Annotated in this window: 14 protein-coding genes; 12 read left to right on the forward strand and 2 right to left on the reverse strand. The window is 70.1% G+C overall.

Annotation, left to right across the window (positions count from 1 at the left end; genetic code table 11):
• Positions 1-155: 155 nt before the first annotated feature.
• The 8 genes from nrfH (at position 156) to pdxS (ending at position 7,558) form a co-directional block, all read left to right on the forward strand.
• A complete protein-coding gene (gene nrfH, locus ABWV20_RS18675; protein ID WP_353357870.1) occupies positions 156-647 on the forward strand; it encodes a cytochrome c nitrite reductase small subunit in 492 nt (163 codons plus the stop codon).
• Between the two features lie 7 nt (positions 648-654).
• Positions 655-2,100, forward strand: a complete 1,446-nt coding sequence (locus ABWV20_RS18680; RefSeq protein ID WP_353357872.1) for an ammonia-forming cytochrome c nitrite reductase subunit c552 — start codon at positions 655-657, stop codon at positions 2,098-2,100.
• A 444-nt stretch (positions 2,101-2,544) separates the two neighbouring features.
• Positions 2,545-3,138 (forward strand): HIT family protein, encoded by a 594-nt coding sequence (locus tag ABWV20_RS18685; protein WP_353357874.1) that lies wholly within the window; start codon positions 2,545-2,547, stop codon positions 3,136-3,138.
• Between the two features lie 72 nt (positions 3,139-3,210).
• Entirely contained in the window at positions 3,211-3,834 is a 624-nt protein-coding gene (pgsA, locus tag ABWV20_RS18690) for a phosphatidylinositol phosphate synthase (RefSeq protein WP_353357876.1), read from the forward strand.
• On the forward strand, positions 3,831-4,805 hold the full coding sequence (locus ABWV20_RS18695) for a phosphatidylinositol mannoside acyltransferase (protein ID WP_353357878.1): 975 nt from the start codon (positions 3,831-3,833) through the stop codon (positions 4,803-4,805). The genes pgsA and ABWV20_RS18695 overlap by 4 nt, the downstream gene beginning before the upstream one ends.
• A 34-nt stretch (positions 4,806-4,839) precedes the next feature.
• Entirely contained in the window at positions 4,840-6,012 is a 1,173-nt protein-coding gene (locus tag ABWV20_RS18700; RefSeq protein WP_353357880.1) for a glycosyltransferase family 4 protein, read from the forward strand.
• Positions 6,009-6,557, forward strand: coding sequence for a hypothetical protein (locus ABWV20_RS18705; protein ID WP_353357882.1), 549 nt, complete (start codon positions 6,009-6,011; stop codon positions 6,555-6,557). The genes ABWV20_RS18700 and ABWV20_RS18705 overlap by 4 nt, the downstream gene beginning before the upstream one ends.
• 80 nt (positions 6,558-6,637) lie before the next feature.
• Entirely contained in the window at positions 6,638-7,558 is a 921-nt protein-coding gene (pdxS, locus tag ABWV20_RS18710) for a pyridoxal 5'-phosphate synthase lyase subunit PdxS (RefSeq protein WP_353357884.1), read from the forward strand.
• 172 nt (positions 7,559-7,730) lie between these two features.
• On the opposite strand, the gene ABWV20_RS18715 is transcribed toward pdxS, so the two are convergent.
• Positions 7,731-8,201 carry an RsbRD N-terminal domain-containing protein gene (locus ABWV20_RS18715; protein WP_353357886.1) on the reverse strand — a complete coding sequence of 157 codons (471 nt, stop codon included), beginning with the start codon at positions 8,199-8,201 and terminating at the stop codon, positions 7,731-7,733.
• An 85-nt stretch (positions 8,202-8,286) separates the two neighbouring features.
• A complete protein-coding gene (kynU, locus tag ABWV20_RS18720; protein WP_353357888.1) occupies positions 8,287-9,537 on the reverse strand; it encodes a kynureninase in 1,251 nt (416 codons plus the stop codon).
• Between the two features lie 48 nt (positions 9,538-9,585).
• Here kynU and ABWV20_RS18725 point away from each other — a divergent pair, with 48 nt between their 5' ends.
• The 4 genes from ABWV20_RS18725 to ABWV20_RS18740 all read left to right on the forward strand — a co-directional run bounded on the left by ABWV20_RS18725 (position 9,586) and on the right by ABWV20_RS18740 (position 13,907).
• Complete coding sequence (locus ABWV20_RS18725) at positions 9,586-11,226, forward strand: LuxR C-terminal-related transcriptional regulator (RefSeq protein ID WP_353357890.1); 1,641 nt, start codon at positions 9,586-9,588, stop codon at positions 11,224-11,226.
• A gap of 126 nt (positions 11,227-11,352) precedes the next feature.
• Positions 11,353-12,444, forward strand: a complete 1,092-nt coding sequence (locus ABWV20_RS18730) for a class I SAM-dependent methyltransferase (RefSeq protein ID WP_353357892.1) — start codon at positions 11,353-11,355, stop codon at positions 12,442-12,444.
• 54 nt (positions 12,445-12,498) lie between these two features.
• Positions 12,499-13,101 (forward strand): pyridoxal 5'-phosphate synthase glutaminase subunit PdxT, encoded by a 603-nt coding sequence (gene pdxT, locus ABWV20_RS18735; RefSeq protein ID WP_353357894.1) that lies wholly within the window; start codon positions 12,499-12,501, stop codon positions 13,099-13,101.
• A gap of 47 nt (positions 13,102-13,148) precedes the next feature.
• Positions 13,149-13,907 (forward strand): YebC/PmpR family DNA-binding transcriptional regulator, encoded by a 759-nt coding sequence (locus ABWV20_RS18740; RefSeq protein ID WP_353357896.1) that lies wholly within the window; start codon positions 13,149-13,151, stop codon positions 13,905-13,907.
• Positions 13,908-13,931 lie beyond the last annotated feature (24 nt).

The following is a 13,931-nucleotide window of genomic DNA, read 5'->3' on the forward strand; positions in this document are numbered from 1 at the left end:
TCCCCGCTGTCTGCAGGGATGAGCGGTTTTCGTCGTCTTGAGCGAATTAGATTGTGGCGTGGCCTGATTCACACCATAAGCGGGATTGTGCTCATTGTGCGTCGATGGGTTTCTCGGAACGATCGAAGGGAGTCGAGGAGCCGGAAGAAGGGGACATGGCCGCGAACCAGAGCACACGAGCCACACTGGCCAGACGGGTCAGACGATGGTTCCTCCCGATCGTCGGCGTCCTCGTCGGCGTCCTCGTGGGGCTGTCGTTCTTCACGTTCGGCTACGCCAACGGCTCGGCCTACTTCGGCAAGGATCCACAGGCGTGCGCCCAGTGCCACTCGATGAACGACCACTTCGACGCCTGGTCGAACGGTCCCCATCGCGTCGTCGCGACCTGCCAGGACTGCCACGCCCCCCACGACGACCCGATCGCGTGGGCGCTGGACGAGGCCGACAACGGGTTCTGGCACTCGCTCAAGTTCACCTTCGGCGCGTATCCCCAGAACATCAAGATCCGCGAGAAGAACCGCGAGGTCGTCCAAGAGGCGTGCCTCTACTGCCACAAGGAATTCGTCAGCAGGACCGAGATCGGCCGTCCACACGACCAAGGTGTCTCGTGCCTGCAGTGCCACAGCGACGTCGGTCACGAGAGGTAAGGGCGCCATGAGCGACAACACACCGAAAACCACCGGAGCGCAGTCTGCTCCCCGTCGACGGAGGCGGTTCCTCCTCCTGGCCTTCCTCGTCGGGGGAGCGGTCGTGACGTTCGCCGTCGCCGCCCTCCTGGTCAACATCATCGAGCGGCGGGCGGAGGACCAGAACACCTTCGCCAAGGTCGCCGAGCTGACCGACCAGACCTACGACTCCGCCGTCTGGGGACAGAACTTCCGGCCCGAGTACGAGGGGTGGAAGGCAACCGAGCAGATGGAACCGCGCGACCAGACGAGCCGGGCCGCAACTCCCGAGGACCCACGGACGACGGTCGCCCAGCAGAAGCTCGAGAAGGACCCGCGCCTCGTCACCATGTGGCAGGGGTATGCCTTCGCCATCGACTACCGCGAGCCGCGCGGTCACGCGTACATGCTGCTCGACCAGCGCCACACCAAGCGGGTGCTCGAGCGCGAACAGCCGGGTGCCTGCCTCAACTGTCACGCCTCGCTGCCGGAGGTCGTCGACACGCTCGGCAAGGGTGACCCGGCGGCCGGCTGGGCGGCCATGAACAAGATGCCGTACAAGGAGGTCACCAAGCTGGCCAAGCACCCCGTCGGGTGCATCGACTGCCACGAGCCCAAGACGATGGCGCTGCGGGTCAGCCGCCCCGCCTTCATCCAGGGCATCCGCGAGCTCAAGGCCTCGCAGGGCGTCGAGAACTACGACGTCAACACGCAGGCGACCTTCAAGGAGATGCGCAACTTCGTCTGCGCACAGTGCCACGTCGAGTACTACTTCAAGGGCGAGGAGAAGACCCTGACCTTCCCCTGGGACCGGGGTCTGACCGTGGACAACGCCCTCGCGTACTACGACGAGGTCGGGTGGAAGGACTTCACCCACAAGCTCACCGGGAGCCGCGTGGTCAAGGCCCAGCACCCCGACTACGAGACGTATGAGCAGGGCGTGCACGCCAAGGCCGGGGTCACGTGCGCGGACTGCCACATGTCGTACAAGCGGGAGGGGGCCATGAAGATCACCGACCACCAGGTGCGCAGCCCCATGACGAGCGACGTGACGATCAACCAGTCGTGCCTGACCTGCCACAACACCACCGAGGCGGACATGCGCGACCGCGTCGAGACGATCCACGACCGCTACGAGGCGGCCAAGAACGTGTCCTTCGACGCCCTGACGGCCCTCATCGGGGACATCGAGAAGGCCCAGACGTCCGGTGTCGCCGAGGACCGGCTCGAGAAGGCGCGCTCCTACCAGCGCAAGGCGCAGTTCTTCGTGGACTACGTCGTGTCCGAGAACTCCCGCGGCTTCCACGCCCCGCAGTACACGCTCCGGGTGCTCAACGACGCGACGGACGCCTCACGTCTCGGACAGCTCGCACTCCTCGGGGTGGAGCCCAAGACGACGACGAGGCCGGCGCTCCAGCCCCCCATGACGGACTGAGCCCTCCCGCCTCGCGCAACGGTTTCCCGGCGTGTCCGTGCGACACGCCGGGAAACCGCAGAACTGCTGGAGAAACATTCGGTGAACCCCTTGCCAACGACCGTCGGCGGGATTAGAAAGGAACTACCGAACCGCCTCGGCGGATCGGAATCTTCCTCACTTCGGTGAAGAAGATCGAAGGCCCGGGAACTCATACTTCCCGGGCCTTCACCTTCCCACCGCGACCCGGTTCGGACGCGGACGATTCTCGGCCCCGTGGCTCTCACACCCACGGGGCCGCGACGTGCCCCTGCCAACGCGGGCCGGCCCAGCGGCATACGGCTGCATGCGAAGGCCCTGCGGTCTCACACACCGCAGGGCCACCACCATTGAACCGGCCCGACCCCGTCCGCCCAAATCGACACGCCCGTCGACGCGCGCGACGCTCGACATAGGATTTCGGCCATGACCGACCAGGGCAGCGACACGAAGGCCCAGGCTGGCGAGCCGGGTGGGGCCGCCGGGCTCGAGGACCACGCCACCTTCGCCCACGTCGACGACGGGTTCCAACGGCTGTGGACGCCACACCGGATGGCCTACATCATCGGCGAGAAGCCGGGCGACGAGGCCGGCGCCGGATGCCCCTTCTGCACCGCCCCGGACAAGCCGGACGACGAGGGCCTCATCGTCCACCGGGGGACTCACTGCTACGTCGTGATGAACCTGTTCCCCTACAACCCCGGCCACCTGCTCATCTGTCCCTACCGCCACGTGTCGCTCTACGTCGATCTCACCGACGAGGAGACCGTCGAGTTCACCCGGCTCACCAAGGCAGCGATCCGGGCGCTCGAGGCAGCCTCGGGCCCGCACGGCTTCAACCTCGGCATGAACCAGGGGGCGGTCGCGGGCGCCGGCGTCGCCGCGCACCTGCACCAGCACGTCGTGCCGCGCTGGGGCGGCGACTCGAACTTCCTGCCGATCGTCGGGCAGACGAAGGCCCTGCCCGTCCTCCTCGAGGACACCCGACAGCGCGTCGTCGCCGCGTGGCCCGCTGACTGACACCCGATCGTCACCGCCGGGCGCAGCAGGCGAGCGGTGCGTCCCCGGCCCGGTCAGTAGGCTGGACCCACCATGCTCAACAGATTCCTGCGTGCGACCGTCACCAAGCTCCTCGGCCCCATTGCCCACCTCTTCCTGCGGCTCGGCATCAGCCCGGACATCGTGACCATCGTCGGCACCGTCGGAGTCAGCGCTGGAGCGCTGATCTTCTTCCCCCGCGGGGACCTCTGGGTCGGCGTCCTCGTCGTCACGGCCTTCGTCTTCTCCGACACCATCGACGGCATCATGGCGCGGCAGTCGGGCCGGTCGACCAAGTGGGGCGCCTACCTCGACTCGACCCTGGACCGCGTCGGCGACGCCGCCATCTTCGGAGGCCTCGTCCTCTACTACGCGTCCATCGGCGACAACAGCGTCATGGCGGGGCTCGCCCTCGCCTGCCTCATCCTCGGCAGCGTCGTCTCCTATGCGCGGGCCCGGGCCGAGGGCCTCGGCTTCACCGCCTCGGTCGGGATCGCAGAGCGCGCGGACCGACTGGTCGCGGTGCTCGCGGCGGCCTTCTTCGCCGACCTGTTCGACTCGACGCTCCTGCTCGGCGTCGTCCTCGCACTGCTGGCGGTCGCGAGCTTCGTCACGGTGCTGCAGCGCATCACCACCGTCCGCTCGCAGGCGCTGGCCACGGGAGAGGTCAACCATTGACGGCAGAGCCAGGCACCGCTGAGCTCAGGGCGCCGCTGGCCAAGCGGGTGACCGATACGGTCACCGTCGCCGGCTTCAAGCTGGGCTGGCGCGCCCTGCGGGGGTTGCCCGAGCCGCTCGCCTACGGGCTGTTCGACCGCATCGCCGACCTCAGCGTCAAGCGCGGGGGCAAGCGGATCGAGCGCCTGCGGGCCAACTACCGCCGCGCGCGCCCGGAGCTCGACGACGCAGCCCTGCAGGCACTGGTCCGGGCCGGGATGCGCTCCTACATGCGGTACTACTGCGAGGCGTTCCGACTGCCCTCCTTGAGCCGGGAGCAGATCAACGGGGCCGTGGTGTGCCGCGGCGACGAGGAGGTGCGCCGCTTCACCGAGAGCGGCGAGACGGTCATCGCCTTCGTGGGGCACCTCGGCAACTTCGACCTGGCGGCCGCCTGGGCTGCGGGGCAGCTCGCCCCGACGACGACGGTGGCCGAGCGGCTCCAGCCCGAGGAGGTCTTCGAGGAGTTCGTCGCGTTCCGCAACTCCATCGACATGGACATCATCCCCTTGACGGGTGGCGGCGACCCCTTCGCCGCGCTCGTCCAGGCTGCTCGCGCCGGGGGCCGCATCATCGCCCTGGCCAGCGACCGCGACCTGACGAGCAACGGCGTCGAGGTCGACCTCGTCGGTCACCCGGCGAGGATGGCCAAGGGCCCGGCCGTGCTGTCCCTCCTCACCGGCGCCCCGCTCTACTGCGCGGCGATCCACTACGAACCGGCGCCCAACGGCACCGGGCTGGGCGGCTACCGGACCGTGATCGAGTTCAGCGAGCGGCTGTACCCGCGAGTGCAGGGTCCGACCTCCGCCAAGGCCCAGGACCTCATCCAGCAGTGTGCAGACCATCTCTCGGTCACCATCCGTGAGCACACGTCGAGCTGGCACATGCTCCAGCGGGTCTTCGTCGAGGACCTCTCCGGCGGACCGCGATGAAGCCTCCGGAGACGCGGGTACCGAGGACGGGACGATGAGGATCGGCATCGTCTGCCCCTACTCCTTCGACGTGCCGGGCGGGGTGCAGTTCCACGTCCGAGACCTCGCCGAGCACTTCATCGCGGAGGGCGAGGAGGTCTCCGTCCTGGCACCCGCCGAGACCGAGACGGCCCTTCCTGACTACGTCGTCTCCTCCGGTGGGGCGACCGCGGTCCGCTACAACGGGTCGGTCGCGCGGCTGAACTTCGGTCCGGTGACCGCGGCCAAGGTCGGCCGCTGGCTCGACCACGGCCGGTTCGACGTGCTGCACATCCACGAGCCGATGGCGCCGAGCGTGAGCGTGCTCGCCCTCATGGCGGCCGACGGGCCCATCGTCGCGACGTTCCACACCTCGATGATCCGGTCCCGCACGATGCAGACGGCCTACCCGATCATCCGTCCGTCCCTGGAGAAGGTGGCGGCCCGGATCGCCGTGAGCGAGGACGCTCGCCGGACCGTCACGACGCACATCGGCGGCGACGCGGTCGTCATCCCCAACGGTGTCTACGTCGACAGGTTCGCCTCGGCACCGCGACGGCCCGAGTGGACGAGCACCCCCGAACGGCCGACCATCGCCTTCCTCGGACGGATGCACGAGCCGCGCAAGGGGCTGCCGGTCCTCGCTGCTGCGCTGCCGAGCGTGCTCGAGCAGGTGCCCGGGCTGCGCCTGCTCGTCGCGGGCCCGGGAGACCCCGATGACATCACCCAGGGCTGGCCCGAGCAGGTGCGGCGAGCGACGGAGTTCCTCGGGGCGGTCTCCGACGACGACAAGGCCTCACTCCTTGCCTCCGCCGACGTGTACGTGGCTCCCAACACGGGGGGAGAGAGCTTCGGCATCATCCTCATCGAGGCCATGTCGGCTGGGGCGTGCGTCCTTGCCAGCGACCTGCCGGCGTTCTCCCGCGTCCTCTACGGCGGCGCCGTGGGGGCGATGTTCCACAACGAGGAGCCAGACCACCTCGCCGCCCAGCTGGTCGCCCTGCTCAAGGACCCTGACCGTCGGGCAGAGCTCGCGGCCCGGGGCCAGGCCAGGGCCCACATCTTCGACTGGTCGGTCGTGGCGGACCAGATCCGGGCGGTCTACGAGACGGTCATCGAGGGGCGGCTCGCGGCGCGGACCGAGCCCGCCACGCGATGGAACCGCTTCCTGCGCGGCGGTGCCCGGTGAGTGACCTGTCCTGGGTCTTCGCGGTCCTCTTCGTCCTCGTCATCATCGCCTGGTACCTCACCTACACGGCGGCCCGGCTCGACCGGCTCCACGTGCGGCTCACCGGCACCCTCGCAGCGCTCGACGCCCAGGTCGTCCGCCGGGCCGAGGCGTCCCTCGAGCTGGCCAACAGCGGACTCCTCGACGGCGCCACCTCGCTCATCCTCGCCAACGCGGCGGCGGAGTCCCTCGAGAACCCCGGCGAGCACGGCGAGATCCGGGAGGTCGTCGAGAACGACCTCACCGAGGCGTTGCACGTCTCCCTGACGCACGAGGTCTGCACGGCCCTCGGCGAGGACGGACCGCTCGGCATCGACCACCTCGCCCGCCTGCGGTCCGCCTGCAACCGCGTGCAGCTCGCTCGGCGCTTCCACAACGACGCCGTCACCGACGTCCGACGCGTGCGACGCAAATGGGCGGTGCGCCTCTTCCGACTGGCCGGCCACACCCCGATGCCACGGACCGTCGAGTTCGACGACGAGATGCCGCCCGGGCTCACCGCCTGACCCGGATCGGAGGCGGTGCGGAGGACCCCGGCGGGGGGCCTACGATTTGGGGAACAACCGAGCACGAAAGCAGGACGAGCGTGAGCACTCCCGAGACCCAGTCTCACCCCCAGCCCGACACCGGCACCGGCACGCCCCGCGTCAAGCGTGGCATGGCCGAGATGCTCAAGGGCGGCGTCATCATGGACGTCGTCAACGCCGAGCAGGCCAAGATCGCGGAGGACGCCGGCGCCGTCGCCGTCATGGCCCTCGAGCGGGTGCCCGCCGACATCCGCGCCCAGGGCGGCGTCTCCCGGATGAGCGACCCCGACATGATCGACGGCATCATCGAGGCGGTCTCGATCCCCGTCATGGCCAAGGCCCGCATCGGTCACTTCGTCGAGGCCCAGGTGCTCCAGAGCCTCGGTGTCGACTACATCGACGAGTCCGAGGTGCTGACCCCGGCCGACTACGCCAACCACATCGACAAGTGGAAGTTCACCGTTCCCTTCGTCTGCGGGGCGACCAACCTCGGCGAAGCCCTGCGCCGCATCACCGAGGGCGCCGCGATGATCCGCTCCAAGGGCGAGGCCGGCACGGGTGACGTGTCCAACGCGACCACCCACATGCGCCAGATCCGCCAGGAGATCCGCCGTCTGCAGAACCTCCCCGAGGACGAGCTCTATCTCGCGGCCAAGGAGCTGCAGGCGCCCTACGCCCTCGTCGCCGAGGTCGCCCGCGAGGGCAAGCTGCCCGTCGTGCTGTTCACCGCGGGTGGCATCGCGACGCCGGCTGACGCGGCGATGATGATGCAGCTCGGCGCTGAGGGCGTCTTCGTCGGCTCGGGCATCTTCAAGTCCGGCAACCCGGCCCAGCGCGCCGAGGCGATCGTCAAGGCGACGACGTTCCACGACGACCCCGACGTCATCGCCAAGGTCTCCCGGGGCCTCGGTGAGGCGATGGTCGGCATCAACGTCGACGAGATCCCGCAGCCGCACCGGCTGGCCGAGCGCGGCTGGTGACGTAGCCGCAACCCCGAGCACGCCGTATGCCGCTGGGCTGACTGAGCCCAGCGGCATACGTCTGCCTGTGGCGGGTTCTCGTCGCTCGCGACACACCCGCGGACCGCGAGCTCACCGCAGCTGCAGGGCGAGGCCGCCCGCGCTGTCCGGGTGTGTCGGCGGCACGGCACGCTCAGGCCTCTGGCGAGCCTTCCTCGACCCCGGAGAAGAGCGCCGTGAGGTCGAGCGACGGAACGTGCTTGTGTGAGGCGAGCGAGACGTACTTGCGGGCCATCGTGTCCTTGCCGAAGCCGAGGACGGTGCTCAGCAGGCCGATCGCCTCGGCCAGCTCGTCGGCAGGCTCGACCGTGACGACCCGGCGCCACATGGCCTCCTCGAGCGAGTTGAAGGCCATCTGCACCTCCGAGATGTCGAAGCCGGCACCGAAGCGCTCGGCGGCGATGCGGTCGGCGTAGGCGCTGAGCGGGGCGAGGTTGCGTGTCTCGATGGCGCCGACGACGAGGTCGAAGAGCTTGGCCAACCGGTCGCGGGTGAACGTCTCGCCGGCCTTCTCGTAGTGGCTGACGTGCGACCGCTGGAGTGCGGTGAACGCCTCGTCCAGGATGCTCGTCTCGGACTCTCGCAGCTGGGTCTCCAGCGTCATCGGCACTCCTTGGGTCGGGTCACCCCATCGTTCCAACCGGGGCCGGGCAGGAGGGCGAAACGTGACAAAGACAATGCCGCCCCGATCACGTGACGGCGCCGCGCCGAGCGAACTCGGCTCGGGTGTACTCACGCCCGTCGAGGACCGCCCGGAGGTGGCCGGCCGCCTGGACGGCCTCGACGTGCGTCACGTACAAGGGTGCGAAGCCGAGCCGCACGATGTCGGGCTCGCGGTAGTCGCCGATGACACCGCGCGCGATGAGGGCCTGCACCACGGCGAAGGCGTCGGGGTGACGCAGGGACACCTGCGACCCGCGGCGCTCGGGTGCGAGGGGCGTCGCCACGGGCAGGTCGACCGCGAGCGCATCCAGGGCCTCGAGGAACGTCGAGGTGAGCGACAGCGACTGCGCGCGCACGTCCCGCATGGTCAGGCCGTCGAACACCTCGAGAGCCGCCTCGAGGGCAAGGACGGACAGCATCGGGGGAGTGCCGACCCGGACCCGGTCGATCCCGAGCGCGGGCTCGTACTCGCGGTCCATCTCGAACGGTCGAGCGTGGCCGAACCAGCCCGTGAGCGGCTGGTCGAAGTCGGCCTGGTGCCGCTCCGCGACGTAGATGAAGGACGGGGCGCCGGGGCCGCCGTTGAGGTACTTGTAGCCGCACCCGACCGCGACGTCGGCACCGGAGTCGTCGAGCCGGACGTCGACGGCGCCGGCGGAGTGGCACAGGTCCCAGCAGGCGAGGGCACCGACGTCATGAGCCGCGGCCGTGATGGCCGCCAGGTCCCAGAGCTCGCCGGTTGCGTAGTCGACGCTCGAGTACGCCGCGACCGCGACGTCCGCGCCGAGCTGGGCCAGGGCCGCGGGCGCCTCCGTCGGAGGCACGCGACGGACCTCCAGGCCCTCGACTCGAGCGGCCGCCTCGGCCATGTAGAGGTCGGTCGGGAACGACGCCGGGTCGGTCAGCACGATGTTGCGCCCGCGCCGCAGCCGCGCCGCGCCGACCACCGCCTTGAAGAGGTTGACCGAGGTCGAGTCCGTGACGACGACCTGGCCGGGCGCAGCACCGACGAGCGCGCCGATCCGGTCGCCGACCCTGGTCTGGGCACCCCACCAGTCCGCCTCGTTCCACGACCGGATCAGGCGCTCGCCCCACTCCTGCTCGACGACGCGGGCCAGTGCAGGCGCCACCGAGCGCGGCAGGGCCCCCAGGGAGTTGCCGTCGAGGTAGATGACGCCGTCGGGCAGCTGGAACCGGGCTCGCGTCCCAGCGAGCGGGGACCGGGCGTCCAGCTCATGGGCTCGGGTCTGCAGGTGATCGGGGATCTGGCCGGTCATGGCTCGCAAGGTACCGCGTCGGCCTACGCTGGTTGGCGAGGTGCAGAGGTGTCCGAGACGTCACACGACCGGCCAGACCTGGCGGCAGCGCGCGAGGCCTTCGCGCGTGGCGACTGGCTGACTGCGCGCGCCGGCTTTCTCGCGGCGCGCGAGACGACGGGCCTCGAGCCCGCGGACCTCGAGCAGTTGAGCACGGCAGCCTGGTTCCTCGGCGACGGGCCCGAGTCGCTCGCCGATTCCGAGCTCCTCTTCGAGCGACTTGCCACCGACGGGGCGACCACCGACGCCGCCGATCTTGCCCTGAGGCTCGCGCTGGAGTGGGCGCTCAACGGCGAGATGACGGTCGCGTCCGGGTGGCTCGTCCGGGCGGACCGCCTCCTCGAGGGCGGGCCAGCCCATCCCGCGAAGGGCTACGCGGCCTACTGCAGGGCCGGGCTCTCACTCGACGTCGGTGGCGATCCGGGGCCGGCCCAGGCGGCCGCGGAGGAGGTGACCCGGATTGCCGAGGCGTTCCGCGACCCGGCACTCGGCTGCCTCGGCAAGGTGCTCAGGGCCATGGCGGCGATTCGTTCGGGTCGGGCCCTCGACGGGTTCAACGAGCTCGACGAGGCGATGCTCTCCGTGCTCGCCGGGCGGGTGCATCCGCTCTGGGCGGGCGACGTCTACTGCTCGGTGATCCACCTCTGCGAGCAGCTGGGCGATCTCCAACGAATGCGCGCCTGGACCGACGCCCTCGAGCGCTGGGCAACGCCGCTGTCCCGGACCTTCGTGTACGCCGGCGTGACGAGAGTTCACCAGCTGCAGCTCATCAGCGCGGAGGGCGGCTGGGACGTGGTGGAGGCCGAGCTGGGTCCACGAAGCGATGCGCTCGGCCGATCACACGTGTGGGTCGCTGGTGCGGGCTACACCGAGCTCGGCGACATCAAGCGTCTGCGCGGCGACCTGGACGGGGCGCGGGCCGCCTACGACCGTGCCTCAGCCCTCGGCGTCGACCCGCAACCCGGCCACTCGCTGCTCCTGCGCGCCCGCGGTCAGGCGCACGAGGCGCTCTCGCAGCTCCGGGCCTCGCTCTCCCAGCGCGACCGACTCGGGCGCGCCAAGCTGCTCCTGGCGGGCGTCGAGGTCGCGCTCGAGCTGGGCGATGCCGCGGCAGCCGGGCAGCTGGCCACGGAGCTCGTCGACACCGCTGGGTTCTATGCAACCCCAGGACTCCTCGCGCGGGCCGACCACGCCCAAGCACTCGTCGCCCTGGCCAACGGACGACAGCGCGAGGCAGCGGCCCTGCTCGACTCGGCGGCCCGGGTCTACCGCGAGCAGCGCTACCGCTACGCCACGGCCACGGTGCACGAGCACCTGGCCCTGGCCCATCGCGCGCTGGGGCAGGAGGCGCTCGCCGATGCGGAGCAGGCGACCGCGCTGGCGATCTATCGCCAGCTCGGCGCCGAGCCCGACGCCAGACGGCTCGCCCCCGCCGCGCGTCCCGGCGGACTGACCGAGCGAGAGGTGGAGGTGCTTGCCTGCGTGGCATCCGGGGCCAGCAACCGAGCGGTTGCCTCCCGGCTGCGGATCAGTGAGAAGACGGTGAGCCGGCATCTGGCCAACATCTACACCAAGGCTGCGGTCAACTCCCGGACAGCGGCTGCCGCGTGGGCCCGTGAGCACGGCATCGTCGCCCGGCGCCCGGACTGACCACGCTGCACCGAACGCACCACGCTCCCCGAGACGAGTGCACGATTCGCTCGATGTGCCCCACGGGCTCGTCTCCGTAGCGTCTCCGTGGTGGGAACCCGCCCACCTGCTTTCCGGGAGAACGACATGACGACCACGACACCAGTCGAGCCGATCGACCAGAGTCCGAGGGGCACCGACACCGCCGACGAGGTGGCGGGGCGACTCCTCGACGTCCTCAACGACGGCAGCATCGCCGTCCTGGCCAGCCTGGGCCACCGGCTCGGCCTCTTCGACACCCTGCTCGCCCTTCCTCCGGCCACCAGCCAGCAGGTCTCCGACGCGGCAGGCCTCGACGAGCGCTACGTCCGCGAGTGGCTCGGCGGCGTGGCGACAGCGGGATTCGTGGACTACGACCCGGTGGCTCGCACCTACGCGCTCCGGCCCGACCACGCGCCGTTCCTCACCGGGGCGAGCCCCGACAACCTGGCGCGGACCCTTCAGTACGTCACCCTCATGGGCGAGGTCGTGCCGAAGGTCGCCGAGGCCTTCCGGTCCGGCGGCGGCCTCACCTATGCCGACTACCCGGGCTTCCATGAGATCCAGGCCGCAGACACCGGTGCGGTCCTCGACCTCGCCCTCGTCGACCTCATCCTCCCGTGGACGGGTGCCACCGACCGGCTGCGCGCCGGAATCGACGTCGCCGACGTCGGTTGCGGATCGGGCCACGCGGTGAACCTCCTCGCCCGAGCCTTCCCGGCGAGTCGCTTCACCGGCATCGACTTCGAGCCCGACGCCATCGGGGCGGCGCGTGCGGAGGCCGCCGCCTGGGGGCTGACGAACGCCACCTACCTGGTGGCTGACGCAGCAGCGGAAGCCAGCCCAGCGGCATACGACCTCATCACGGCGTTCGACACCATCCACGACCAGGCCCACCCGGCAAAGGTGCTCGCGAACATCTACGCCGCGCTGCGACCCGCAGGCACGTTCCTCATGGGCGACATCGACGCTGCCACCCGCCTTGAGGACAACCTGGACCTGCCCTGGGCCAGCTTCCTCTATGCCGTCTCGACCACCCACTGCATGTCCGTGTCGCTGGCTCAGGGCGGCGACGGCCTCGGGACCGTGTGGGGCGTCGAGCGCGCCGAGCGCATGCTCCGTGAGGCAGGGTTCGCGACGGTCGAGACCCACCGCCTCGAGGAGAACCCCTTCAACGTCTACTTCGTCGCTCGCGCCTGACCCTGCGGGGCCGTCGATTCACGGTGACCGCGCCGGGCGGCATACCCTCCCCTCATGGCTGCACCCCGCATCGGCATCCTCGCCGTCCAGGGCGACGTCCGTGAGCACGCGAGCGCCCTGACCGCCCTCGGCGCCGAGGTCGTCACCGTCCGGCGACCGACCGAGGTCGAGACGATCGACGCGCTCGTCATCCCCGGTGGTGAGTCCACCGTGATGGACAAGCTCGTCCGCGCCTTCGACCTCCAGGAACCGCTGCGCAAGCGGCTCGCCAACGGCATGCCTGCCTACGGCTCCTGCGCGGGGATGATCATGCTCGCCGACCGGATCGCCGACGCCAGGGACGACCAGGAGACGCTCGGTGGGATCGACATGACGGTGCGGCGCAACGCCTTCGGGCGGCAGGTCGACTCCTTCGAGACCGACCTCGACTACGCCGGCTTCGACGGGTCGGTGCATGCGGTCTTCATCCGGGCCCCGTGGGTCGAGGAGGTCGGCGAGGGGGTCGAGGTGCTCGCCCGCGTGAGCCACGGGGCCGCCGCCGGTAGGATCGTCGCGGTTCGGCAGGGAAACCTCATGGCGACGTCCTTCCACCCCGAGGTCGGTGACGATCGCCGGATCCACGCCGAGTTCGTCAGGATCGTCGAGCACAGCCGCTGAGGCACGAGCCGGCGAACGCATCAGGAAACGGAACGCGAGGGAACTGCATGAGCGGCCACTCCAAATGGGCCACCACGAAGCACAAGAAGGCTGCCATCGACGCCAAGCGCGGCAAGCTCTTCGCCAAGCTCATCAAGAACATCGAGGTGGCTGCCCGGCAGGGCGGCGGCGACCCGGCCGGCAACCCGACGCTCTACGACGCGATCCAGAAGGCCAAGAAGACCTCGGTCCCCAACGACAACATCGACCGGGCGGTCAAGCGTGGCTCCGGCGCGGAGGCGGGCGGTGCGGACTGGCAGACGATCACCTACGAGGGCTACGCGCCCAACGGGGTCGCCGTCCTCATCGAGTGCCTGACCGACAACCGCAACCGTGCCGCGGCCGAGGTGCGGACGGCCCTGACCCGCAACGGCGGCCAGCTGGCCGACCCCGGGTCGGTGGCCTACGTCTTCAACCGCAAGGGCGTCGTCATCGTGCCCAAGGACGCCGGGAGCGAGGACGAGATCCTCGAGGTCGTCCTCGACGCGGGCGCCGAGGAGGTCAACGACAACGGCGACACGTGGGAGATCGTGTCCGAGGCCACCGACTTCGTCGCCGTGCGCCAGGCCGTCCAGGACGCGGGGATCGACTACGAGTCCGCGGAGGCCTCCTGGGTGCCCAACCTCCAGGTCCCGCTCGACCTCGAGGGCGCGAAGAAGATGATCCGGGTCATCGAGGCCCTCGAGGACAGCGACGACGTCCAGAACGTCTACGCCAACGGCGACATCCCCGACGACGTCCTCGCGCAGCTCGACAACGAGGAGTGACGCCGAGCCCGGTCGGCAGGCACC

Origin of the sequence: Intrasporangium sp. DVR (assembly GCF_040365325.1) — a bacterium.
Taxonomy (GTDB): domain Bacteria; phylum Actinomycetota; class Actinomycetes; order Actinomycetales; family Dermatophilaceae; genus Intrasporangium.